Consider the following 24726-nt stretch of genomic DNA (forward strand, 5'->3'; position numbering starts at 1 on the left):
CAGCATGAGGACGACTGCCGCCACCACCGTTGTGCACGCGCGGGCGCCCGGCAAAATCAACGTCTTCCTCAAGGTCGGTGCCGTCATGGAAGACGGCTATCACGACCTCGCGACCGCCTACCAGGCTGTGTCCCTGTTCGAAGAGGTGCGGGCGACTGCGGCCAACGACTTCTCGGTCGAGTTCAGCGGCAGCATCGACACCTCGGCGCTTGCGACCGGCGGCAGCAACCTTGCGATCAAGGCGGCCCGTGCCCTCGCGCGGAAGGCCGGCTACCGTGGCGGCGTGCACCTCGAGATCGAGAAGAACGTGCCGATCGCCGGCGGAATGGGCGGCGGCTCCGCCGACGCGGCAGCCACCCTGCTCGCCTGCGACGCGCTCTGGGGCACGAGTGCCACCAAAGACGAACTCCTCGCCCTCGCTGCGACTCTCGGCGCCGACGTTCCGTTCTCCTTCACCGGCGGCACCGCCATCGGTACCGGACGCGGCGACCAACTCAGCCCGGCCCTGGCCAAGGGCAAGTTTCAATGGGTGCTCGCCCTCGCCGACTTCGGCATGTCGACGCCCGGTGTGTACCAGGAACTCGACCGGCACCGCGATCGTCACGCGCAGGACATCTTCCCGGCCGAGCATCAGCCCAGCGTCGACGCCAACGTGCTGCAGGCGTTGCGCGCCGGCGACCCGCACATGCTCGCCGACGTTCTGCACAACGACCTGCAGGCCCCCGCACTCCACCTCGCGCCGGGCCTCGGTAAGGTGCTGCAGCTCGGCGAACAGAACGGCGCCCTCGCCGGCATCCTCTCCGGCTCCGGCCCGACCGTCGCTTTCCTGGTTGCGGATGCCGACAGCGCGCTCGAACTGCAGGTCGCGCTCTCCGCCAGTCGCCTCACGGTCGTGCGCGCCACCGGCCCCGTGCACGGCGCCCGCCTGATCTAGAAGCGTGCCGTAAACTCGGAGGCTATGGCACATCTTCTCGGGGCTGAGTCCCTGCACCTCGAATTTCCCACCCGCGTCATCTTCGACAGCGTCACCGCCGGCCTCAACGAAGGCGACCGCATCGGTGTCGTCGGCAAGAACGGCGACGGCAAATCCACCCTCATGCGTCTGCTGGCCGGCCGGATGGAACCCGACGAGGGCCGCGTCACCCGTCGTCGCGGCGTCACCATCGGCATGCTCGATCAGTCCGACGACCTCGCCTCCGGCCAGACCGTCGGCCACACCATCGTCGGCGGCATCGAAGAACACGTCTGGGCGGGCGACGCCAAGGTGCGCGATGTCATCGGCGGCCTCGTGCGCGACATCCCCTGGGACGCCCTCGTCGACGACCTCTCCGGTGGGCAGCGCCGCCGGGTGGCCCTCGCCGCCGTGCTCATCGGCGATTACGACTGCATTTTCCTCGACGAGCCCACCAACCACCTTGACGTGGAGGGCATCTCCTGGCTCGCCGGCCACCTCAAGACCCGCTGGGCCGCGCAGTCGGGCGGACTCGTGGTCGTCACCCACGACCGGTGGTTCCTCGACGAGGTCTGCAACATCACCTGGGAGGTGCACGACCGCCTGATCGAACCGTTCGAGGGAGGCTACGCCGCCTACATCCTGCAGCGCGTCGAACGCGACCGCATGAGTTCCGTGGTCGAGTCCAAGCGTCAGAACCTGATGAAGAAGGAACTGGCCTGGCTGCGCCGCGGCGCCCCGGCCCGCACCGCCAAGCCCAAGTTCCGCATCGACGCCGCGAACGTGCTGATCGAGAACGAGCCGCCGCCCCGCGACACCGTCACGATGCAGTCGATGGCGATGCAGCGCCTCGGCAAGGACGTCGTCGACCTCATCGATATCGGCGTGAAGTTCGGCGACAAGACCGTGCTGAACGACATCACCTGGCGCATCGCGCCGGGGGAGCGCACCGGCATCATGGGCGTCAACGGTGCCGGCAAGTCCACCCTGCTGAACCTCGTCGCCGGCACCCTCCAGCCGACGACCGGTCACGTCAAACGTGGCAAGACCATCAAGGTCGCCGTGCTCACCCAGCAGCTGTTCGAACTCGACGAGATCCGCAACGACCGCGTGAGCGACGTCATCGGCCGCCAGAAGACCAGCTACATGGCCGGCGGTAAGGAGATCACGCCCGGCCAGATGCTCGAACGCATGGGCTTCTTGAGCGCCCAGCTCACCACCCAGGTGAAAGACCTTTCCGGTGGCCAGAAGCGCCGCCTGCAGCTGCTGTTGATCGTGCTCAGCGAGCCCAATGTGCTCATCCTCGACGAGCCCACCAACGACCTCGACACCGACATGCTCGCCGCCATGGAAGACCTGCTCGACTCCTTCCCGGGCACCCTGCTCGTCGTCTCGCACGACCGGTACCTGATCGAGCGCGTCACCGACAACCAGTACGCGGTCATGGACGGCGGCTTTCGCCACCTGCCCGGCGGCGTCGACCAGTACCTCGAAGTGCGTCGCAAGGCAGTCGCCGGCCCGGCCGCCGCAACGCCAACGGATGCCGCCGGCAAGCCCAAGAAGATCCCCAGCCTCGGCGGGGCCGAACTGCGCAATGCCCAGAAGGAGCTCGGCTCGATCGACCGCAAGGTGGTCAAACTGCAGGAACGCATCGCGCAGAAGCACGAGAAGCTCGCCGCGCACGATCAGTCCGACTTTACCGGGCTGGGCGAGCTGGGAGTGAAACTGACCGAACTCGAAGAGACCATCGCCACGCTGGAAACCCGCTGGGTCGAACTTACCGAGCTGATCGAGGGCTGATTTGAAAGAAGCTGTGACGTAGTGTGTCGGGGCAGGCCACGCGTCGCAGCTTCGGCACGTATCGTTAAGGGGTACCTGCGCAGCCGCGGTACAAAGCTCCTCGTGGGCGCAGCCTTCTGGTTTGACCGGTCATGGCAGTGTGCCCCGGAGCAACCGGAACCCAGATCGCCCGAAGGAATTATCGTGAAAAAGAAGAACGTCCTCGCCGCACTCGCCGTGCTCCCGCTCGTCGCCCTGCTGGCCGGCTGCGCCGGAGCCTCAGGATCCGCTGACGGCCCCGCCACCGGCACCGACGGTGACGCCATCAAGATTGGCGTCGTCGGCGCCAGCGACCCCTACTGGGCGGTGTACACCGAAGCCGCCGCGGCCGAGGGCATCGAGATCGAGATCGTCGACTTCGCGCAGTACCCGCAGGTGAACCCGGCCCTCGCCGCCGGCGAGGTCGACCTCAACCAGTTCCAGCACATCGTCTACCTGGCCGAGTACAACGAGGCGAGCAACGAAAACCTGGCCCCGATCGGTGCTACGGCCATTTATCCGATCGCCCTGTACTCCTCCGAGTACAGCGATGTCGACGATATCGTGGCGGGCGACACCGTCGCCGTGCCCGACGACGACAGCAACCAGGCCCGCGCACTCGTGCTGCTGCAGTCCGAGGGGCTCATCGAGCTGACCGACGGCGGTACCATCTACTCCAGCATCGACGACATCGATGAAGAGGCCTCCAAGGTGAAGGTCACGGCCCTCGAAGCCTCACTCACCGCGAGTTCGTTGCCCGACGTCGCCGCCGCGATCATCAACAACGACTTCGCCGAGAAAGCCGGACTCAAGTTCGACGACGCCATCGCTACCGATGATGCTGCCGACCCCAAGGCCCTGCCCTACGCGAACATCTTCGCCGCCCGCGACGAAGACAAGAACAACGAGACGTTCCAGAAGCTCGTCGAGATCTTCCAGACCACCAAGGACGTGCAGGACGGCGTCTTCGCCGTGAGCGGCGACACCGCGGTGATGCTGACCACCCCGGTCACCGACCTCAAGAAGTCCCTCGCCGACATTCAGGCCGAGATCCAGGCCGCCGAGTAGTCATCCGGTTATTGAGCGAGGTAAACGGATGGCTGTAGTCAGTCTGCGCAATGTGGGTAAGGTGTACCCGCCCACGGCCAGGGACGGCGCGAGCGTCACGGCGATCGATGACGTGAGTCTTGACGTTGAGGCTGGCGATATTTATGGCATCATCGGCTATTCCGGCGCGGGAAAGAGCACCCTGGTGCGACTCGTCAACGCTTTGGAGCGGTCTACCTCCGGCGAGATCTGGGTGAACGGGCAGAACATCGCCGCGTTGCGCGAGCGAGAGCTGCGCCGGGTGCGCCTCGGCATCGGCATGATCTTTCAACAGTTCAACCTGCTCGGCTCGCGCACGGTGGCCCGGAACGTGGCCTACCCGCTCGAAGTGGCCGGGTATCCCAAGGAGCAGCGCGCCGCCCGAGTGGCCGAACTGCTCGACTTCGTCGGTCTCAGCGACAAGGCCGGGTCGTATCCCGACCAGCTCTCCGGCGGCCAGAAGCAGCGCGTGGGCATCGCCCGCGCGCTCGCGACCCAGCCGAGCATCCTGCTCGCCGACGAGGCCACGAGCGCGCTCGACCCGGAAACCACGCACGAGGTCCTCGCCCTGCTGAAAAGGGTGAACGCGGAATTCGGGGTGACCATCATCGTGATCACCCACGAGATGGACGTGATCCAGACCATCGCCACCAAGGTCGCCGTGATGGACCAGGGCCAGGTGATCGAGCGCGGACCGGTCTTCGAGGTGTTCTCGAACCCGCAGGCAGCGGCATCCGCTCGATTCGTCTCGACCGTGGTCAAGGGGGTGCCGTCTGCGGCCGAACTTGCCGTGCTGCGCGAGCGGCACGCCGGACGCATCGTGACGCTGACGTTTCGCGACAGCGCGGTCGACCAGAAGGCCGTCTTCGGCGAACTGTCGGCCGCAAACGTGGCGTTCGAGGTGGTCTACGGCGGCATCAACGAGATTCAGGGTCGCCCGTTCGGTCACCTCACCCTCGCCCTCACCGGCGATGACCCGGTCATCGACCGCGTGCTCGATCACATTCGAACGCTCACGACCGTCACGGAGGTGCGCTGATGGATGCCCTGATCGATCTGCTGCCCGAACTGTGGACGGCCACCTACGAGACCCTCTACATCGTCGCGCTCACCCTGTTCTTCGGCGGCCTCGGCGGCCTGCTGGTGGGCCTGGGTCTGTACGTCACCCGCGCCGGCAGCGTCCTCGAGAACAAGCCCCTGTTCGTCGTGCTCAACCTGCTGGTGAATTTCATTCGCCCGATTCCGTTCATCATCTTTCTCGCGGCGGCGCAGCCGCTGGCTCGAGTGGTCACCGGCAGCGGTATCGGCAATAACGCGATCATCTTCACGATCGCCCTCGCCGCCTCCTTCGCGATGGCCCGCATCGTGGAGCAGAATCTGCTCACCGTGACCCCTGGTGTGATCGACGCGGCCCGCAGCGTCGGCGCCGGACCGATTCGGATCATCTTCACGGTGCTGCTGCCCGAAGCGCTCGGACCGCTCATTCTCGGCTACACGTTCATCTTCGTGGCGCTCGTGGACATGTCGGCAGTCGCCGGCTACGTCGGCGGCGGCGGGCTCGGTAACTTCGCCCTGTTGTACGGCTACCGGCAGTACGAACCGGTCGTCACCTGGGCCGCGGTGCTGATCATTATCGTGCTTGTGCAGGTCGTGCAGTTCTTCGGCAACTATCTCGCCCGCAAGGCCCTGCGCCGCTAGCTTGTGTCGGGTCTCAGTCGAAGTCGAGGCTGAGCTTTCGCAGCAGGCCGGCCAGCCGTTCCTGATCGGTGGCGGAGAGGGTGTCGAGCAGGTCGGCTTCGGCGTCGACCAGCCTGGTGATGGCGGCATCCACTCGGGTGAGGCCGGCGGGGGTCATGCCCACCAGGATGCCGCGGCCGTCATTGGGTGCAGAGCGACGCTTCACCAGACCCCGGTCGACGAGCCGGTCGATGCGGTTCGTCATGGTGCCGCTCGAGACGAGGGTTTGCTGCAATAGGGCCTTCGGGCTCAGCTCGTACGGGGTGCCGGCCCGGCGCAGTGCCGAGAGCACGTCGAACTCCCACGATGCGAGTTCGGAGCGGGAGAAGGCGGTGCGGCGGGCCCGGTCGAGGTGTTTCGACAACCGGGCGACCCTGCTGAGCACCTGCAACGGTGCAAAATCAAGATCAGGGCGTTCGCGCAGCCATGAATCGACGATTCGGTCGACTTCATCATGGCCAGGCATTGCTCCATTATCCCGCCTACCGGGGAGTTTCTTCGCCGAGGACCCCGGGAGAGGGCCGGTCGGTGCATGCCGCCGCCAAGAATCTGGCAGACTTGACAGGTTGCTGGCTCCGGTCAGCATGGTCCGCCATAGTGTAACGGCAGCACGGCAACCTTTGGAGTTGTTCGGTCCAGGTTCGAATCCTGGTGGCGGAGCCCTCATTTTCTCTCCCAACTGCGTTAGGAATCCTGTGACAGACGCCCGCCTCGCCATCATTGTGCTGGCCGCCGGCCAGGGCACCCGCATGAAGTCCAGCCTGCCCAAGCTGCTGCATCCGCTGGCCGGAGTGCCGATCGTCAGTCACGTGCTGGCGACCGCGCGCGCCCTCGATGCCGCCCACGTCGTGACCGTCGTGCGGCACGAACGCGACCTGCTCGCTGCGGTCGTGGCCGAGAACCTGCCGGAGAGCACCATCGTCGATCAAGACGAGATCCCCGGAACCGGCCGCGCCGTTGAACAGGCCGTCGCCGCGCTGCCCGCCGATTTCGACGGAGACGTGCTGGTCATCAACGGTGACGTGCCGCTGCTGAACGCCGCCACGCTCGCCTCCTTCATTGCCTCGCACCGCCAGGGCGCCGCTGCGGGTACCGTTCTCTCCGCCTACCCCGACGACGCGACCGGCTATGGCCGCATCATCCGGTCTGTGGAGGGTGCGTTCGACCGCATCGTCGAGCAGAAAGATGCAACGGATGCCGAATTGGCCGTTACCGAGATCAACGCCGGCGTCTACCTGTTCGGCCTGGCCGCGCTGCGTGAGCAGCTCGCCGAGCTGACCACCGCCAACGCGCAGGGCGAGAAGTACCTCACCGATGTGATCGAACTGCTGCGCCGGGCCGGCTCCGAGGTGAGCGCCGTTCCCGTCGCCGACGCCTGGATCGTGGCGGGCATCAACGACCGTGCCCAGCTCGGCGACACCGCGCGGAAGCTCAACGCCCTGATCGTGCGTGGCTGGCAGCTGGCCGGAGTGACAGTGCAGGACCCGGCCACCACCTGGATCGACCTGAAAGCCGTGCTCGCGCCCGACGTCACCCTGCTGCCCGGCACCCAGATCGTCGGGGCCACCGTCGTGGCGACCGGCGCCATCATCGGCCCGGATACCACCCTGCGTGACTGCGAGATCGGCGAGAACGCCCGAGTGAATCGCACCGACGCGACCCTCGCGGTGATCGAGGCCGGCGCATCCGTTGGTCCGTTCTCCTACCTGCGGCCGAACACCGTGCTCGGCGCCGACGGCAAGATCGGCGCCTTCGTCGAGACCAAGAACGCCCAGATCGGCGCCGGCAGCAAGGTGCCGCACCTGAGCTATGTGGGCGATGCCACGATCGGTGTGGGGTCGAACATCGGGGCCGGAACAATCTTCGCCAATTATGACGGCGTGGCCAAACACCACTCTGAGATCGGGTCGCACGTGCGCACCGGCTCACACAACGTGTTTGTCGCGCCGATTACAATTGGTTCGGGCGCGTACACGGGGGCAGGCACGGTCGTTCGAAAGAGCGTTCCGGCCGGCGCACTGGCCATCAATGTGGCCCCGCAGCGCAACATGGACGGCTGGGTTCACGCCAACCGTCCGGGCACGGCCGCGGCTCTCGCCGCGGACGCCAGCCTGAGCAGCACAGAACGCGTGGACAGCACGAAGACTGGAGAATAGGTGTCGGAAATCAAGACCAGCGGCGACAAACGATTAGTACTGGTTTCGGGGCGAGCACACCCGCAGCTCGCTCTCGACATCGCCACGGAGCTTGGTTCAGAGCTGCTCCACACCGACGCACGCACCTTCGCCAACGGCGAACTGTACGCCAGGTTCGACGAGAGTGTGCGCGGCTCGGATGCCTTCGTCATCCAATCCCACACCGCGCCGATCAATGAATGGCTGATGGAACAGCTCATCATGGTGGACGCACTCAAGCGGGCATCCGCCAAGCGCATTACCGTGGTCGCGCCGTTCTACCCCTACGCCCGGCAGGACAAAAAGGGTCGCGGCCGCGAGCCGATCTCGGCGCGCCTCGTCGCTGACCTGTTCAAGGTTGCCGGTGCCGATCGAATCATGTCGATCGACCTGCACGCCGCCCAGATTCAGGGCTTTTTCGACGGTCCGGTCGACCACCTGTTCGCGATGCCGGTGCTGCTCGAGCACTTCCGGGCGCGGCTCGACCCGTCCACCCTCACCGTAGTCTCGCCCGACATGGGCCGGGTGCGCGTCGCAGACATCTGGAGTGACCGCCTCGGTGTTCCGCTGGCCATCATTCACAAGCGTCGCGACCCGCTGGTGCCCAACAGGGTCTCCGTGCACGAGATCGTCGGTCAGGTCAAGGGTCGCGTCTGCCTGCTTGTCGACGACATGATCGACACCGGTCGTACCATCGCCCTGGCCGCAGAGGCCCTGCGTGAGGCCGGCGCCATCGGTGTCGTCGTCGCCGCTACTCACGCCGTGTTCAGCGACCCTGCGGTCGACATGCTGCAGAACCCCGCGATCAGCGCCGTTGTCGTCACCGACACGCTGCCGATCCCGCCGGAGAAGCGCTTTCCGACCCTCACCGTGCTGCCGATTGCCCCGCTGCTGGCCCGCGCCATCCATGAGGTCTTCGACGAGGGTTCGGTCACTTCGATGTTCGATGGTGCCGCATAGTAGGTAGAACGCTCAGTCTCGTATATGGCTGATCTCTGGAGGCGGTGACTGCGGCCATCGCCTCCAGTCAGTTACTTGCATTCACTGCGCCATTAACGGATGCTGCCCGCTCGCGTTTCGCAGACATCCTTGCGTTCACCGCGGCTCACCGACGTGTGAGTTTGAGCCCATTCTTCGTGATTTTTGGGTCGAAAGTCACACCCCAGCGCCGGGTTGAGGCCACGGGGCCCGAAATCTAGGTGCGCGTGGCGGGGGCCAGCTGGCGCGGCGCCGAGGGAATGATGCCGAGCGGGGTGACGAAGGTCTCGCGCTCGTTCACATCGACCGCGTAGCACTGCCAGCCGAACCCGCCGGGCCCGGCGAACTCGAATCGCGCGTCGAAGTCGACCGCCGAAGGGTAGTACTGGGCGACCGCGGTCACGCACGCGTTCGCGGCCGTATCCGCGGCGACCCGCATGGTGGTGAAGACCCCCGGCACGACGAGGGCAACGATGCCGAGCACCACGACGATCCGCAGGATTGACGTGAAGTGTTTGCCGCGCAGCGGACGGTAGTCGTCATTCGGCTCATAGCCGGAGAGTTCGGGATGATTGTCACTCATGAGTACTCACATTCTTGCAGGGCAGCGCGGGAAACGCCCGGTGAAACAGAGCGGGCCGGCGGCATCCGTTCTCAGCGCGTGAGAAGCGGATGCTGCCGGCCGGCAACGCGTGCTGCGTGTGGCTAGTGCGTGGACGCCTCGGTGGCGATCTCACTGCGGTCGCCGGACCACAGGGTGTGGAAGGTGCCGGGCAGGTCGACCCGGTGGTAGGTGTGCGCTCCGAAGAAGTCGCGCTGACCCTGCACCAGGGCGGCCGGCAGGCGAACGCTCGCGAGCGAGTCGAAGTAGCTCAGGCTCGAACCGAAGCCGGGAACCGGGATGCCCGACAGTGCGGCGGTCGAGACCACGCGGCGCCAGGCTGCCTCGCCGGAGGCGACGGCCTCGGCGAAGTACGGGTCGGCGAGCAGGCTCGGAATGGACGCGTCGTTGTCGTAGGCGTCGACGATGCGGTTGAGGAACTGGGCGCGAATGATGCAGCCGCCGCGCCAGATAGTGGCGATGGCACCCTTGTCGATGTTCCAGTTGTACTTCTTCGCACCGGCGATGATCGCGTCGAATCCCTGCGCGTAGGCGACGATTTTCGAGGCATAGAGCGCCTGGCGCACGTCTTCCTGAAAGGTATGGCCGACGATGGCGATCTCGGGGCGAGCGGTGAGGGTGGCGCGCACCGGTCCGCGCTGCTCCGGGTGGCTGGAGACGGCGCGGGCGAAGACGGCCTCGGCGATGCCGCCGACCGGAACGCCGAGGTCGAGCGCGTTCTGCACGGTCCAGACGCCGGTTCCCTTAGAGCCGGCCTCGTCGAGCACGACGTCGATGAACGGCTCCCCGGTCTTCGCGTCGACCTGACGCAGAATCTCTGCGGTGATCTCGATCAGGTAGCTGTTGAGTTCTCCGCTGTTCCAGTCGGTGAAGACGTCGGCGATGACCTCGGGGGAGTGCCCGCCAACCTTGCGGAGCAGGTCGTAGGCCTCGGCGATGAGCTGCATGTCGGCGTATTCGATGCCGTTGTGGATCATCTTGACGAAGTGGCCGGCACCGTCGGTGCCGATGTGGGTGACGCAGGGCACACCGTCGACGACGGCGGCGATGGACTCGAGAATGGGGCCAAGGGTTTTGTACGCCTCCACCGAGCCGCCGGGCATGATGCTCGGGCCGTTGAGGGCGCCCTCTTCGCCACCGGAGATGCCGGCACCGACAAAGTTGAGGCCCTTGGCGCTCTGCTCCTTCTCTCGGCGGATGGTGTCGGTGAATTCGGCGTTACCGCCGTCGACGATGATGTCACCGGGCTCGAACAGCTCCGAGAGTTGGGAGATGACGGCGTCGGTTCCGCGGCCGGCCTGCACCATGATGATCGCCGTGCGCGGCTTGGTCAGCGACGCGACAAAGTCGGCGATGTTCTCGGAGGCGACAAAGTTGGCCTCGGGGTGCTCGGTCGTGAGCAGGCGGGTTCGTTCGGGGGAGCGGTTGTAGACCGCGACGGTGTTCCCCTCGCGGCCGGCCAGGTTGCGGGCGAGGTTCGAGCCCATCACCGCCAGACCGACGACACCAATATTTGCCTGTGCTGAACCGGACTCTGACACGTTTTCTCCTTCGGGGCTGTGTTGAGCAGACCACCTACGAGTTTAGCCCACCGGCCTGATCGGTCCCACAAACGGGGGCGCGCACGATTTCATTGAAGCAGATATAAGTGTTAGTTTGCTCGTTGTAATCAGATTTATTGCAGTGAAGCAGCGGCCGCAAAGGAGCACCATGCCTGATCACATCCAACGAGTCACCCCCGCATTGGCCATCGTCGTGATGGGCGTTCAGGGTTGCGGCAAATCCACCGTCGGCCGCGCACTCGCCGCGGCACGGGGCTTCCGATTTCTTGACGGTGACGACCTGCACAGCGCGGCGGCACGCGCCAAGATGGCGTCCGGGCATCCGCTCACCGACGACGACCGCCTGCCCTGGCTGACCCGCATCGGCGAGACCATGGCGGAGGCCGTCGACCAGGGCAAACCGCTCGTGGTCGCCTGCTCGGCCCTCAAACGCAACTACCGCGACCTGCTGCGCTCCTTCGTACCGACGCTGGTCTTCGCCGAGCTCTATGGCAGCCAGGAACTGATCGCCGAGCGACTCACCCACCGCAACCACGAATACATGCCGCCCACCCTGCTCGACTCGCAATTCGCGACGCTCGAACCGCTCGCCGCTGACGAAGCCGGGCTGCGCGTCGACCTCATCCACACTCCCGACGAAATCGTCGGCCTGATCCACAAAGGAACGCTCACTGATGACCGATCTTGAAATGAACTGGGTGCTCGGCACCCCCGGATTGCTCGGCGTTGCCGCCGGTGCGATCGCGGTGCTCCTCGTGCTCATCATGAAGTTCAAGGTGCACGCCTTTCTGTCGCTGATCATCGTGAGCCTGCTCACCGCGGTCGCCACCGGCATTCCGACGGCACGCCTCATGCCCACCCTGCTCGACGGCTTCGGCGGCACGCTGGCCGGTGTGGCCCTGCTCGTCGGCCTCGGCGCCATGCTCGGTCGCATGCTCGAGACCAGCGGCGGCGCGCAGGTGCTGACGGATGCCCTGATCGCCCGTTTCGGAGAGAAGCGCGCGCCGATCGCGCTCGCCGTCGCATCGCTCATGCTCGGTTTCCCGATCTTCTTCGACGCCGGCCTCGTGGTCATGCTGCCGATCATCTTCGCCGTCGCCCGACGCCTCGGCGGGTCTTTCCTCGGCTATGCGTTCCCATCGGCGGTGGCCTTCTCGGTCATGCATATCTTCGTGCCGCCGCACCCCGGCCCCGTTGCGGCGACGGGCCTGCTCGGCGCCGACGTCGGACTCGTGCTGATCTTCGGCCTTCTGGTAGCACTGCCCACCTGGTACGTCGTCGGTCACCTGTTCGGCCGCTACGTCGGTCGCAAGTACGACATTCCCGTGCCGTCTATTCTGCGGGGCAGCACGGGCGACTTCACCGAGTTCGCGTCCGCTCCCCGGGTCGGCATCATCATGACCCTGCTCCTGCTGCCGATCGGACTGATCTTTCTCAACACCGGCCTCAACATGGCCGCCACCGCCGGGCTGGTCTCGCTCGACGATGCCTGGGTGCAGATTCTGCGCGCCATCGGCGAGACACCGGTGGCCCTGCTCATCACGGTGGTGCTCGCCATGGCCCTGCTCGGCTGGAAGAAGCGTAAGTCGGCCAGCCTCGTGGAATCGGTCGTCGACAGCGCGCTCGGCCCGGTCTCTGCCGTCATCCTCATCACCGGCGCCGGTGGAATGTTCGGAGGCGTGCTGCGTGCCAGCGGAATCGGCAACGCCCTGGCCGAGTCACTCGACGCCATCGGCCTGCCGGTGATCGTGGCCGGGTTCGTGATCGCCGCCCTCGTGCGGATCGCGCAGGGCTCCGCAACAGTGGCGCTCACCACCACGGCGGCGCTGCTGCAGCCGGTCGTGATGGGCAACAACACTTTCAACCCGGTTGAGCTCGCCGCCATCGTGCTGGCACTCGCGGCCGGGTCGGTCTTCGCCGGGCACGTCAACGACTCCGGATTCTGGCTGGTCAGCCGGTTCTTCGGGATGGACACCAAGACCACGCTCAAGACCTGGACCGTCGGTCAGGCCCTGGTCGGAATCGTGGGCTTTACGCTGGCGCTGGCCATCTACCTCGTGGCGAGCCTGCTCTGACCCCGACTAGAAGAACAGGCGGGGAGTGTGGGCCCAGGACTCCTCCACCTCGGCAATGGTGCGTCGCATGATCAGTTCCATAGACTCCCGGGCCCGCCCCGGATGGCCGCCCTGGATGGCGTCGGCGACGTCAACGTGCCACTGCAGGGCGGTTTCATGCGGGTGGGCGGGCATCAGGCCGAGGCCGGTGCGCCCCGACAGCACGGCAGCGATCACTTCGTCGAGTTTGGCGAACATCTCATTGCCCGACCCGTGCAACACCAGCCGGTGAAAGTGGATGTCCAGCGCGAGAAATCGCTCGAGGTCGCCGGCTCGCCCGACGGTGCGCATCTGCGCGGCCACGGTCATGAGTTCGCCCGACATGGCCTGTGGGCAGTGTCGTGCGGCCAGTTCGGCGGCCATCGGCTCGACGGATGCTCGCAGCTCGGTGAGCGAACGCAGCTGGGCGCCACGTCCAGCCCCGGCCAGGCGCCAGCGGATGAGCAGGGGATCGAAGGCGTTCCACACCGATTGCGGCCGAACGCGAATTCCGACCCGCTTGACCGATTCGACCAGGCCCATGGCGCCGAGCACCCGCACCGCCTCGCGCACGACTGACCGACTCACGCCCTGGGTGCGCTCGAGCTCTTCCGAGAGCATCACGGTTCCGGCCGGCGTGCGCCCGTCGACGATGGGGATGCCGACCGCCTCGACCACGCGGTTGTGCAGGCTGGATGGCATGCTCCGACCCTAACGCCTGCGTCGGCACCCGCGCCGTGCGCGACACGCCCGGGCTGCAGGCCCGGCGCGAACTGTGTAAGCTGGACAACGAACTTCGGCGAGGGATGATGCCGGGCCAGACTCGTAGGCCGGCGGCATCCGTTATCGACGCGGCGGACGAGGCCCTGGGCTTTTCCTCACGCTGACATGCGTTCGAGTTGAATCACTATCCCACGACCTGGGCTCAGGCCCCGCAAGGAGAAATATCATGGCTAAAGAAGTTACCGCTGTCGTCGCTGAACTGCGCGAAAGCTTCGGCAAGGGCGCGGCCCGCAAGCTGCGCGTGCTCGGCAAGATCCCGGCCGTCATCTACGGCCACGGCACCGAGCCGGTGCACGTGTCGCTGCCCGCCCACCGCATCGCCCTGCTGCTGCGTCGCGCCAACATGCTGCTCGAGCTCGACATCGCTGGCGCCAAGCAGCTCGTACTGGTCAAGGACGTGCAGAAGGACCCGGTAAAGGCCATCATCGAGCACATCGACCTGGTCGTCGTGCGCAAGGGTGAAAAGGTGCAGGTTGAAGTTCAGGTGCACATGTCGGGCGAGTCCTTCGCCGGCACGATCGCCGACTTCGACACCAAGACCCTGCTGCTCGAGGTTGAAGCAACCGACATTCCCGAGAACGTCACCGTGTCGATCGAGGGTCTCGAAGACGGTGCCCAGATTCACGCCAAGGACGTTCCTCTGCCCGACGGCGCCGTGCTCATGTCCGACGAGGACGCCCTCGTCGTCTACATCCACACCCCTCGTGGCGAAGATGAAGAAGAGGCCGAGACCGAGGTCATCACGGCCGGCACCCCGGCCGCCACGCCTCCCGCCGCGTAGTACTTTTCAACGGCGTACCCATCATCAACTGGTTCCGTCTGGGCTTTCGCCCGCGTACACGGAGGAATCCCCTGGATACGAACCTGTGGCTCGTAGTCGGGCTCGGCAACCCCGGGCCCGACTACGCCGGCAATCGGCACAACGTGGGACAGATGGTGGCGGCGCAGCTTGCCGACCGTCTCACCTCCAACTTCAAACGTCATAAAACGGCCGCCCTCGTTGCCGAGGGACGCATCGCACCCACTGGGCCCAAACTGGTGGTGGCCAAGCCCACCACGTTCATGAACGTCTCCGGCAGTCCGGTCGCCGCGCTGCTGCGCTTCTACTCGCTGCCCGTCTCCCGGCTCATCGTGGTGCACGATGACCTCGACCTGCCCTTCGACACGCTCAAGATCAAGGTCGGCGGCGGGCACGGCGGCCACAACGGCCTGCGCGACATCATCGCCGCCACCGGAACCAATGAGTTCATCCGCATTCGCATGGGCATCGGACGCCCGCCCGGTCGCCAGAATCCGGCCGATTTCGTGCTGCACGACTTCGCATCGGCCGAGCGTAGCATTCTGCCCAATCTCATAGCGGATGCTGCCGACGCAATCGAACTGATCGCCGCGGACGGCGTCGTGGCCGCGCAGCAGAAGTTCCACTCGCCCTCGTAGGTAGACTCGTTCAGTGATCCTTCAGGGCTTAATTGCAGCGCTCGCGCGCGCCTCCACGTTCGACAATGCCCTCGCCTATGCCAGCCGGGATGCTGATTTCAGTCTGACCGAGGGCCTGCGTGCGCCGCTGCTTGCCGCGCTGCTCAACCTGCGACCGGACGACGCCCAGGCGTTGTTCGTCATCACCGCGACCGGTCGGGAGTCCGAGGCGCTGCGCGACAACCTCGGCTGCTTTGCGACGAGTGCTGAAATCATCGACTTTCCGGCCTGGGAGACCCTGCCGCACGAACGTCTCAGCCCGAGCGCCGAGATCGTCGGCAAACGCCTGCACGCTCTGCGCCGCATGCGCGAGTGGCAGGAGGCCGACCCGGCCACCCGGCATCCGCTCATCGTCGTCGCCTCGGTGCGGGCGGCCCTGCAGCCGGTCGCCGACAACCTCACCGACTACGAACCGATCGACCTCACCGTCGGCGCGCGCGGCCACGACCTCGCCGCGATCGTGCTGCAACTGGTGAACCTGGCCTATGCCCGCGTCGACATGGTCACCCGGCGCGGCGAGTTCGCCGTGCGCGGCGGCATCCTTGACGTGTTTCCGCCGGTGGCTTCTCACCCGTACCGGGTGGAGTTCTTCGGCGACGAAGTTGAGCAGATTCGCCTGTTCAGCGTCGCCGACCAGCGGTCTCTGCCCGAACCGGTCGCCTCCGTCAGCCTGCCACCGAGCAGGGAACTGCTGCTGAGCCCTGCCGTTCGGCAGCGCGCCCGCGAGATGCAGCACGAATTTCCGAGTCTGTCCGGCCTGCTTGCCAAGATCGCCGAGGGTATCCCGGTGGAGGGAATGGAGAGCCTCGCGCCGGCCCTGGTCGACCGGCTCGTACCGGTCACCCACTACCTGCCCGTCACCGCCGCCATCGCCGTGATCTCGCCGGAGCGGGTCGCCAGCCGGGCGATCAGCCTCGCCGAGACCAACCGCGAGTTTCTCGGTGCCGCCTGGAGCGCCGCCACGGCCGGGGCCGACGCGCCCATCGACCTCGAATCCGGTGATTTTCTCACCCTCGGCCGCCTGCGCGACAGCGTCAAGTACTCGGCGCCGGGCGCGCCGGCCTCCGGGCACAGCTGGTGGACCCTGAGTACCTTCCAGGCCGCACCGACCGACGCGCCGGTGCTGCCCGAGCACCTCGAGCTGGACGAACTGCTCACCATGCGCATCGAAGCGGATGCCGTCCCCACCTTCGCTGGCAGCGTCGACGGCGCCGTGGGTCACGTCGCCTCCCGGCTGCACGACGGCTGGGTCGTCGGCATCGTCGCCCAAGGCACCGGGCTGGTGGAACGGGCCGCCCAGGTGCTCGCCGAGCGTGAACTGCCGGCGCGGGTGGTCGACGTGTGGCCGCTGGAGCCGGAACCGGGCATCGCCTACCTGCTGAAGGCATCCGTCGATCATGGTTTCGAACTGCCGCAGAGCAAGCTGACCCTCATCAGCGAAAGCGAGTTCTACGGCCGCACGGTCGGTTATGACGCGCGACAGATCAAGAAGCTCGCCAGCCGTCGCAAGAACGTCGTCGATCCCTTGCAGCTCGTGGCCGGCGACCACGTCGTGCATCAGACGCACGGCATCGGTCGTTTTCTCGAACTCACCCAGCGGGAGGTGTCGAGCGGTGGCCGCAACCCGGTGAAGACCACCCGCGAATACCTTGTGCTGGAGTACGCGCCGTCGAAGCGCGGGCACGCCGGCGACCGGCTTTATGTGCCGACCGACCAGCTCGACCTGGTCACCCGCTATGTCGGCGGTGAGGCCCCGACCCTGAGCAAGATGGGCGGCAGCGACTGGTCGAGTGCCAAGACCAAGGCACGCAAGGCGGTGCGGGACATCGCCGTGGAACTGGTCAAATTGTATTCGGCACGCATGGCCAGCAAGGGGCACGCGTTCGGGCCGGACACGCCCTGGCAGCGCGAGCTCGAAGAGGCCTTTCCGTTCGTGGAGACGCCCGACCAGCTCACCACCATCGACGAGGTCAAGGCCGATATGGAACGGCCCATTCCGATGGACCGGCTGCTCAGCGGCGACGTCGGGTTCGGCAAGACCGAGGTTGCCATTCGTGCCGCGTTCAAGGCGGTGCAGGACGGCAAACAGGTGGCCATGCTCGTACCGACCACCCTGCTGGTCAGCCAGCATATGGAAACGTTCAAGGAACGCTTCGCCGGTTTCCCGATCCACCTGCGCGCCCTGTCCCGGTTTCAGACCGACAAGGAGTCGCGGGAGACCATCGCCGGCATGCTCGACGGAACCGTCGACGTCGTCATCGGCACGCACCGCCTGCTGTCACCGTCGATTATCTTCAAAGATCTGGGTCTGGTCATCATCGACGAGGAGCAGCGGTTCGGCGTCGAACACAAAGACGCTCTGAAGAAGCTCAAAACCAACGTCGACATTCTCGCGATGAGCGCGACGCCCATCCCGCGGTCGCTCGAGATGGCGGTCACCGGTATCCGTGAGATGTCGACCCTGGCCACCCCGCCGGAGGACCGACACCCCATCCTGACCTTCGTCGGGCCGTATTCGCAGCGGCAGGTGGCCGCGGCCATCCGTCGCGAGCTGCTGCGTGAGGGCCAGATCTTCTTTGTACACAACCGGGTCACGAGCATCAACCGCATCGCCACTCAGCTCGCCGAACTCGTACCGGAAGCGCGCATCGCCATCGCACACGGGCAGCTGCCGGAGGCCCAGCTGGAACAGGTGGTCGGTGATTTCTGGGAGCGCAAGTTCGACATTCTGGTCTGCACCACGATCATCGAGACCGGCCTCGACATCAACAACGCCAACACCATCATCATCGACCGCGCCGACAAATTCGGCCTGAGCCAGCTGCACCAGCTGCGCGGCCGGGTCGGGCGCGGGCGCGAACGCGCCTACGCCTACTTTCTCTACGATGAGAATAAGCCGCTGTCGGAAACCGCACACGACCGCCTCGCCACCATCGCCGCGAACAACGAGCTCGGCGCCGGCATGCAGGTCGCTCTCAAAGACCTCGAGATTCGCGGGGCCGGTAACCTGCTCGGCGGGGAGCAGGCCGGCCACATCGCCGGCGTCGGGTTCGACCTCTACCTGCGCATGATCGGGGAGGCCGTGTCGACGTTCCGCGGCGATGTGGCCGAGGGGCAGACCGAGCTGCGGCTGGAGCTGCCGGTCGACGCGCACATTCCGCACGACTTCGTCGACAGTGAACGGTTGCGGCTCGAGGCGTACCAGAAGCTCTCCAGCGCCAGCTCGCCCACGGCCACCGACGATCAGATCGACCTGGTACTCGACGAACTCACCGACCGGTACGGCGAACCGCCCGTGCCGGTGCAGAACCTGGTGGCCGTGTCGCGACTGCGCTGGCAGGCCCAGCAGGCGAACCTCAGCGAAGTCGTCGCCATGGGGTCGAACCTGAGGGTCGCGCCGGCCGATCTGGCGGACTCGATTCAGGTGCGCCTGCAGCGGATGTATCCCGGCTCGCGGTATGTGTCGGCGACCGGTGCGCTCAGTGTGCCAATGCCGCGGCCGAACGGTGAACCGCTGGGTGACGACGCCCTGATCGAGTGGACCAAAACGTTGCTCGCCGCGATCTTTCCGCCGCCCGTGCCGAGCGCGCTCCCGGCCGGCAGCTAGCTTTTCGAGGCCTGATCCGGCTGGTAGACATCCGGGATGCCGTCCTTGTCGCTGTCGATCGCTTCCTTCTCGGCGATGCGGCCGTAGTGCCGGTTGCGCGAGCGCAGGACTGCCGTGGCCAGAAGGGCGGCCAGGAGCGAGCCGACCAGGATGGCGACCTTGGCATGGTCGTCGTGCGGGCTGCCCTGGCCGAAGGCGAGTTCGCTGATCAGCAGCGACACGGTGAAACCGACGCCGGCCAGCAGGGAGACGCCGATCACGTCGATCCACGCGAGGTCGGGGTCGAGGGTGGCTTTGGTGGTCTTCGTCACGATGAAGGTCGCCAGCAGCACGCCGATCGGCTTGCCCACGACGAGGGCGACGACGATGCCGATGGCGACCGGGTCGGTGAGCGCTTGGTACAGGCCGTCAACCCCGCCAAGGGTGACGCCGGCGGAGAAGAACGCGAACACCGGAATGGCGAACCCGCTCGATAGGGGGCGAATGCGGTGCTCCAGCACCTCGGCCAAGCCCGGACCGGCGTCGGGGCCGCCGCTGCGCTTGCTGCGCAGCACCGGCACCGCGAAGCCGAGCAGCACCCCAGCGACGGTGGCATGCACGCCGGAGCCGTGCACGAGTGCCCAGACAATGAAACCAAGCGGAAGCAGCAGCACCCAGGCCGTCCAAGCCTGGCTCTTGAAGATGTGCGAGAACCGGTGGGTGACCATCCAGAACAACGCCAGCGGCACGATCGCGAGCAGCAGCAGCGGCACGTTCATGTCGGTGGTGTAGAAGAAGGCGATGATCGCGATGGCGAGCAGGTCGTCGACCACGGCGAGGGTCAGCAGAAAGATGCGCAGCGCTGGCGGCAGCTTCGAGCCGATCACGGCGAGCACGGCGAGGGCGAAGGCGATGTCGGTCGCGGTCGGGATCGCCCAGCCGCGCAGCGTTTCAGCCCCAGTTTCGGTGTTGGTGAATACAGTGTTGATCAGCGTGTAGATGACCGCAGGAATGATCACGCCACCGACGGCGGCGGCCACCGGAACGATGGCCCGGCTGACGCTGCGCAGGTCGCCGGCGACGAATTCGCGTTTGAGTTCGAGTCCGGCGAGGAAGAAGAAGATCGCAAGAAAACCGTCGGCCGCCCAGGCGCCGAGGCTCAGCTCGAGGTGCCAGGGTGCGTAACCGATCTTGTAGTCGCGAAAGGCGTAGTAGGCGTCGGAGAATCCGGAGTTTGCCATGATGAGCGCGGCCACGGTCGCGGCGAGCAGAATGGCACCGCCGACAGTTTCCTTGCGCAGAATGCCGGAGATGCGCACAAACTCGTTGTGGCTCCCGCGGCGCAGGATGGTCGCGGTCGAGGGTGCGGGGGAAACAGCACGAATGGTGGGTGGGTTGGATGGTTCGGTCATCAGTATCCTCTGGTCTTTCGGGCGCGCACATCCATGTGCCGACCAGACTTCCCGGCTCACCGTTGATCAGATTACACGACCTACCTGAGCGACCCTCGAACGATCGGCCAGCCTACGATTGGTACGTGATGCCACCGATCGAGGAGTGCCGACCATGACCAATCCGCTGTTTTCCTCCGCCTCCGTCCCCGCGCCGGAGGCCGACCTGGGCCCGACAGCAGCACCGCAGAGCTCGCTCGAGACCCTCATCAGTACGGTGGCACGGCTGCGCGCGCCCGGCGGTTGCCCGTGGGACGCCGACCAGACCCACGCCTCGCTGGTGCGGCACCTGGTTGAGGAGACGCACGAACTGATCGAGGCGATCGAAGAGGGCAGCCGCGACGACCTGCTCGAAGAACTCGGCGATGTGCTCTACCAGGTGTTGTTCCATGCGGATCTGGCCGCGCACACGCCCGGGGAGGACTTCGACATTCAGGATGTCGCCGCTCGCCTCACCGAGAAGATGGTCGGCCGGCACCCGCACGTGTTCGGCGATGTCACCCTCGACACCGCGGACGAGGTCTCGGCCGCCTGGGACGGGTTCAAAGCCCAAGAGAAGCCGGGCCGCACGAGTGTGCTCGACGGCATTCCGGCGGGCATGCCGGCGCTCGCCCTCGCCGACAAGGTGCTCGGCCGAGCCGAGAAGCTCGGCCTGATCGAAGCGGATGCCGGTTTCCCGCTGCCGATCGAGTCCGAGGCCGACCTCGGGCCGCTTTTACTGGCCATCGTGGCGTCGGCCCGGGCGCAGGGCCTCGACGCGGAGCGGGCGCTGCGCGCGGCCGTGCGTGACCTGCAGGCTGAGATTCGCGCAGCCGAAGCTCCCGCCGCCCCCGATGACGACGTCTTCGACGCCGGAATCATCGCGCTTCCCTCCTAACCCCACCGGCCGGGGCGGGATGGCGGGCTAAGCTATGCGGCTTCCGGCGGAGAGGTGCAGCGCGGGGGTTCGGGTGCGACGCCAGGCCCAGGTCAGGGCGCCGGCACCGAGCAGCAAGTGCATGGTGAGGCCGATGAACCAGCTCGGCACCGCGCCGTCGTAGATCTCCTGTGAGGTTGGCCCTGTGCCGTAAGTCTGACCGGAGTACATACCGCCGTCGCTGAAGCTGCCGTCGGTGTATCGGCCGTCGTTGAAGCTGCTCTGAGCGGCCTCCTCGCAGCCGTTGGATTCGGTGAACAGCTCCGGCGGTGCCTGCGCGCTGCGCACACCGACGGCGATCTGTCCGAAGAGGTCGGTCGGGTATCCGTCGTCATTGAAGGTGCCCGGGGCGGCGTCCGCGACCACCACGTACGGGTTCGCGGCGAGGATCCACCAGTAGTAGTCGAACCGCGCCACGTCGAAGGTGGTGGTTTCCGCCGTCGAACACACGATGTCCGACTGCCGACCGGTCGCCTCGTCGAAGGTCGATGACACCACGTAGTAGTTCACGCTCGTCGCCTGCTGCTGGGTTGCCGTGCCGAGCAGGGCGAATGCGATGAGCGTGCCGAGGCTGAGTGCCGCGACTACGAGATAGGTCAGTACGATCGAGAACAGCGGCCGGGTCAGGATGCCCGACAGGCCCACTCCGACCGCCGCGATGACGCCGAGCTCCGCGGCGAGCACGAGCACCGAGACCGCGATCGTGGCGAGTGAGACCTCGCCGAGCACCACGGCGAAAATCAGGAACGGCAGGGCCGCCGCGAGGAAGGCCAGCGCGGTGATCCACGCGGCCAGGAATTTGCCGAGTACGAGCTGGCCGGTGCTGATCAGCGTCACTTGCGTGGTGGCGAGGGTGCCGGCCTCCCGGTCACCGTTGACGGCATTGCCCGACAGAGCCGGCGAAACCAGGGTGCCGAGCAGCAGCACGAAGAAGATGATCGTCGAGAACACGCCGCCGCCGCCCGACAGCCAGGCCGAGGTGGCCAGCCAAAGCAGAAACGTGACGATACCCACGAGCAGCATGAAGACGCCGAGCAGCACATACCAGGAGACGCCGCGCACTCGCTGGCGCAGTTCGAGGGTGACGATGAGCCAGAGTCCGGTGAGGAACACGCGTGAATCGGTCACTTCGTGGCCTCCCGATTGGGTTCGGTCGACCGGGTGAGATCGAGAAAAGTGTGTTCGAGGTTGCCGACGGCCGGGCCGAAGTCGCAGACCGGCACCCCGCTCAGCACGAGATTGTGCAGCAGAGCGGCGGCGGAGGCCTCGTTCTCGACCTGCACGAGGGTGCCGAGCTGGTCCACACCGAGAACCTGCACGAGGGGGCCGACCACGCCGGGTGCTGCCAGCGCGCGTTCGAGCGCAGCCTCGTCCAGAGAGCGGATGCGCCACGCTCGGGCGCTCGCGCCCGCCGCGGCCACCTGCTCCGGGCTTGCTGTGCGGCCGTCGGCGAGGTACACAGCGGCATCCGCCATCTCGTCGAGCTCGGCGAGCACGTGGCTGGACACCAGGATGGAAGTTCCGTCGCCGGCCAGGCGACGCAGCAGCTGGCGCAGCGAGGCGCGGGAAGCGGGATCGAGGCCGGAGGCCGGTTCATCAAGGAGCAGCACGCCGGGGGAGTGCACGAGGGCACGCGCCAGACTCAGTCGTTGTTTCTGGCCGCGCGACAGCACTCGTGCGGGCCGGTCGGCGAAGTCGCCGAGGTCGGTCAGCGCGATCAGCTCGTCGGCGCGCAGAGCGGCCTGCTCGCGGGTCATGCGGTACAGGCGCCCGGTGGTCTGCAGGGCAGCGCGGGCACTCAGGCTCGGCCAGGAGCCGAGGGTGTCGGGCATCCAACCCATCAGGGCGCGAACCCGTTCCGGTTCGGTGACCGGGTCGTGACCGTTGATGCGGATGGTGCCCGTGTCGGGGGTGAGCAGCGTGGCAAGCATGAGCAGCAGGGTGGTCTTGCCGGAGCCGTTGGGTCCGATCAGGGCCGTGACCGATCCGGCCGGAACGGTCAACGTGGCATCGCGCAGCACCGAGACAGCGCCGAATGACCGGCTGACCCCGCTCACCGCGACGCCGCTCGGCCCGATCCCCTGCCCCGCGGCCGCTGCGCCGAAAACTGTCGTCACCGACATAGAAACACCCCCACTTGTTTCCCCCGAGTCTAGGGTGCGCTCCCACTCCCGCAACGGAGAGCCCACCGCACCTGCGAGACTGGCCCCATGGCTATTGCAGTGACCCCGCCGCGCGGCATGCGCGATTTTCTCCCCGCCGACAAGGCCGTGCGCGAACGTTCCCTCGGCATCATCCGCGAGAGTTTTCGGGCGCACGGCTTTGACGAGATCGAAACGCCGGTCATGGAAGATTCCATTCGCCTGCACTCCGGCCTCGGCGGCGACAACGAGAAGCTCGCTTTCGCGGTGCTCAAACGCGGCCTCAGCGCAGCGGATGTCGCGGCGGCGGCCGCGCAGGATGACCTGCTGTCCCTGGCCGACCTCGGCCTGCGCTTCGACCTGACGGTTCCGCTGGCCCGGTTCTACGCCACCCACCGCGCCGCGCTGCCGACCGTGTTCCGGTCGATTCAGATCGCACCGGTCTGGCGAGCCGAACGTCCCCAGAAGGGGCGCTACCGCCAGTTCATGCAGTGCGACATCGACATCATCGGCGAAGCCGGCTCGCTCGCCGAGATCGAACTGATCACCGCCACGGCCGCGACGCTCGACCAGCTCGGCCTCACGGGCTGCTCCATTCGCATCAACGACCGCCGCATTCTGACCACCCTGCTCGCCCACTGGGGGGTCGCCGCCGCGCTGACCGAGCGGGCGCTCATCGTGATCGACAAGCTCGACAAGATCGGGGTCAACGGCGTCGCGACTGAACTCGGCACCCTCGGCATCGACGCCCCCGACCTGGCCACGCTGCTGACCGAGCTCGGTTCCGGAGGCTGGAGCCTCGGAAGCGACGCTCCCGACGGCAGCGCACCCAGCTGGCTCGACCCGGCGGCGTTCGCTGACCTCGAAGCCCTGCGCGCCGCCCTGCCCGGCGTCGACCTCAGGTTCGACCCCACTCTGGTGCGCGGCATGGGCTACTACACCGGCACCATCTTCGAGATCGCCCACCCCGATCTGTCCTATTCCCTCGGCGGCGGCGGCCGGTACGACGGCATGATCGGCCGGTTCCTCGGCACCGACGTACCCGCCTGCGGATTCTCGATCGGTTTTGAACGCATCGTCGACCTGCTCGAAGCGGATGCCGCATCCGCTCTGAACGCGGTCGTGCTGGTGCACGAGAAGGATGCCGATCCGGCTCGCCTGGTGGCCCTCAAGCGCGACCTCGTGGCGGGAGGCCTGCGCGTGCGCCTGGAACGCCGCACCAAGAACCTTAAGGCGCTGCTCGACCGGGCCGGCGAGGCCGGCTACGGCCGTTTCGCGTTCGTGACGCCCGACACGAACGCGGCCGCCGATCTCGACTTCAAACCGCTCGGCGTCTAATGCAGCCCCGCCG

General features: G+C 66.6%; 21 protein-coding genes and 1 tRNA gene. 15 read left to right on the top strand and 7 right to left on the bottom strand.

Annotated elements, in window-relative coordinates:
* Positions 1-4 precede the first annotated feature (4 nt).
* From BMW72_RS12545 to BMW72_RS12565, 5 genes are all read left to right on the top strand, one after another.
* The gene (locus BMW72_RS12545; protein WP_092111050.1) at positions 5-934 is read left to right on the top strand and encodes a 4-(cytidine 5'-diphospho)-2-C-methyl-D-erythritol kinase; all 930 of its coding nucleotides are present in this window, start codon (positions 5-7) and stop codon (positions 932-934) included.
* A gap of 24 nt (positions 935-958) precedes the next feature.
* Positions 959-2752, top strand: a complete 1794-nt coding sequence (locus BMW72_RS12550; protein WP_092111052.1) for an ABC-F family ATP-binding cassette domain-containing protein — start codon at positions 959-961, stop codon at positions 2750-2752.
* 183 nt (positions 2753-2935) lie between these two features.
* Positions 2936-3838, top strand: a complete 903-nt coding sequence (locus tag BMW72_RS12555; protein WP_370448745.1) for a MetQ/NlpA family ABC transporter substrate-binding protein — start codon at positions 2936-2938, stop codon at positions 3836-3838.
* A 28-nt stretch (positions 3839-3866) separates the two neighbouring features.
* Entirely contained in the window at positions 3867-4895 is a 1029-nt protein-coding gene (locus BMW72_RS12560; protein ID WP_092111054.1) for a methionine ABC transporter ATP-binding protein, read from the top strand.
* Positions 4895-5554 (top strand): methionine ABC transporter permease, encoded by a 660-nt coding sequence (locus BMW72_RS12565; protein WP_092111056.1) that lies wholly within the window; start codon positions 4895-4897, stop codon positions 5552-5554. Before BMW72_RS12560 ends, BMW72_RS12565 begins: the two co-directional genes overlap by 1 nt.
* A gap of 13 nt (positions 5555-5567) precedes the next feature.
* On the opposite strand, the gene BMW72_RS12570 is transcribed toward BMW72_RS12565, so the two are convergent.
* Entirely contained in the window at positions 5568-6059 is a 492-nt protein-coding gene (locus tag BMW72_RS12570) for a MarR family winged helix-turn-helix transcriptional regulator (protein WP_092111058.1), read from the bottom strand.
* A gap of 122 nt (positions 6060-6181) precedes the next feature.
* On the opposite strand from BMW72_RS12570, the gene BMW72_RS12575 reads away from it, so the two are divergent.
* The 3 genes from BMW72_RS12575 to BMW72_RS12585 all read left to right on the top strand — a co-directional run bounded on the left by BMW72_RS12575 (position 6182) and on the right by BMW72_RS12585 (position 8727).
* Positions 6182-6253, top strand: a tRNA-Gln gene (locus tag BMW72_RS12575).
* 35 nt (positions 6254-6288) lie between these two features.
* Positions 6289-7749, top strand: a complete 1461-nt coding sequence (glmU, locus tag BMW72_RS12580) for a bifunctional UDP-N-acetylglucosamine diphosphorylase/glucosamine-1-phosphate N-acetyltransferase GlmU (RefSeq protein ID WP_092111060.1) — start codon at positions 6289-6291, stop codon at positions 7747-7749.
* Positions 7750-8727 (top strand): ribose-phosphate diphosphokinase, encoded by a 978-nt coding sequence (locus tag BMW72_RS12585; protein ID WP_092111061.1) that lies wholly within the window; start codon positions 7750-7752, stop codon positions 8725-8727.
* Between the two features lie 235 nt (positions 8728-8962).
* On the opposite strand, the gene BMW72_RS12590 is transcribed toward BMW72_RS12585, so the two are convergent.
* Together BMW72_RS12590 and gndA are read right to left on the bottom strand one after the other, a co-directional pair.
* Positions 8963-9328, bottom strand: coding sequence for a hypothetical protein (locus BMW72_RS12590; protein WP_092111063.1), 366 nt, complete (start codon positions 9326-9328; stop codon positions 8963-8965).
* Positions 9329-9450: 122 nt separating this feature from the next.
* Positions 9451-10908, bottom strand: coding sequence for an NADP-dependent phosphogluconate dehydrogenase (gene gndA, locus BMW72_RS12595; RefSeq protein WP_092111065.1), 1458 nt, complete (start codon positions 10906-10908; stop codon positions 9451-9453).
* Between the two features lie 169 nt (positions 10909-11077).
* On the opposite strand from gndA, the gene BMW72_RS12600 reads away from it, so the two are divergent.
* Both BMW72_RS12600 and BMW72_RS12605 read left to right on the top strand, forming a co-directional pair.
* The gene (locus tag BMW72_RS12600) at positions 11078-11617 is read left to right on the top strand and encodes a gluconokinase (protein WP_241983867.1); all 540 of its coding nucleotides are present in this window, start codon (positions 11078-11080) and stop codon (positions 11615-11617) included.
* Complete coding sequence (locus BMW72_RS12605) at positions 11604-13004, top strand: GntP family permease (protein ID WP_174721725.1); 1401 nt, start codon at positions 11604-11606, stop codon at positions 13002-13004. Before BMW72_RS12600 ends, BMW72_RS12605 begins: the two co-directional genes overlap by 14 nt.
* A gap of 6 nt (positions 13005-13010) precedes the next feature.
* Here BMW72_RS12605 and BMW72_RS12610 read toward each other — a convergent pair whose 3' ends face one another.
* Positions 13011-13724, bottom strand: a complete 714-nt coding sequence (locus tag BMW72_RS12610; RefSeq protein WP_092111069.1) for a FadR/GntR family transcriptional regulator — start codon at positions 13722-13724, stop codon at positions 13011-13013.
* Positions 13725-13971: 247 nt separating this feature from the next.
* Here BMW72_RS12610 and BMW72_RS12615 point away from each other — a divergent pair, with 247 nt between their 5' ends.
* From BMW72_RS12615 to mfd, 3 genes are all read left to right on the top strand, one after another.
* Positions 13972-14586, top strand: coding sequence for a 50S ribosomal protein L25/general stress protein Ctc (locus BMW72_RS12615; RefSeq protein WP_092111071.1), 615 nt, complete (start codon positions 13972-13974; stop codon positions 14584-14586).
* A 71-nt stretch (positions 14587-14657) separates the two neighbouring features.
* Positions 14658-15242, top strand: coding sequence for an aminoacyl-tRNA hydrolase (gene pth / locus BMW72_RS12620; protein WP_092111073.1), 585 nt, complete (start codon positions 14658-14660; stop codon positions 15240-15242).
* A 13-nt stretch (positions 15243-15255) separates the two neighbouring features.
* Complete coding sequence (gene mfd / locus BMW72_RS12625) at positions 15256-18888, top strand: transcription-repair coupling factor (protein WP_092111074.1); 3633 nt, start codon at positions 15256-15258, stop codon at positions 18886-18888.
* On the opposite strand, the gene nhaA is transcribed toward mfd, so the two are convergent.
* Positions 18885-20279: a Na+/H+ antiporter NhaA gene (gene nhaA, locus BMW72_RS12630; RefSeq protein WP_092111076.1), complete on the bottom strand. Its 1395-nt coding sequence runs from the start codon at positions 20277-20279 to the stop codon at positions 18885-18887. The two genes, mfd and nhaA, sit on opposite strands and share 4 nt — an antisense overlap.
* A gap of 154 nt (positions 20280-20433) precedes the next feature.
* On the opposite strand from nhaA, the gene BMW72_RS12635 reads away from it, so the two are divergent.
* Positions 20434-21195, top strand: coding sequence for a nucleoside triphosphate pyrophosphohydrolase (locus BMW72_RS12635; RefSeq protein ID WP_092111078.1), 762 nt, complete (start codon positions 20434-20436; stop codon positions 21193-21195).
* A 27-nt stretch (positions 21196-21222) separates the two neighbouring features.
* Here the strand turns inward: BMW72_RS12635 and BMW72_RS12640 are convergent, their stop codons facing one another.
* Positions 21223-22362 carry an ABC transporter permease gene (locus BMW72_RS12640; protein ID WP_241983868.1) on the bottom strand — a complete coding sequence of 380 codons (1140 nt, stop codon included), beginning with the start codon at positions 22360-22362 and terminating at the stop codon, positions 21223-21225.
* A complete protein-coding gene (locus BMW72_RS12645) occupies positions 22359-23357 on the bottom strand; it encodes an ABC transporter ATP-binding protein (protein WP_174721724.1) in 999 nt (332 codons plus the stop codon). Before BMW72_RS12645 ends, BMW72_RS12640 begins: the two co-directional genes overlap by 4 nt.
* Positions 23358-23444: 87 nt before the next feature.
* On the opposite strand from BMW72_RS12645, the gene hisS reads away from it, so the two are divergent.
* Positions 23445-24713, top strand: a complete 1269-nt coding sequence (gene hisS / locus BMW72_RS12650) for a histidine--tRNA ligase (RefSeq protein WP_092111080.1) — start codon at positions 23445-23447, stop codon at positions 24711-24713.
* The last annotated feature ends 13 nt before the right edge of the window (positions 24714-24726 follow it).

It is taken from the genome of Cryobacterium luteum (genome assembly GCF_900110125.1).
Taxonomy (GTDB): Bacteria; Actinomycetota; Actinomycetes; order Actinomycetales; family Microbacteriaceae; genus Cryobacterium; species Cryobacterium luteum.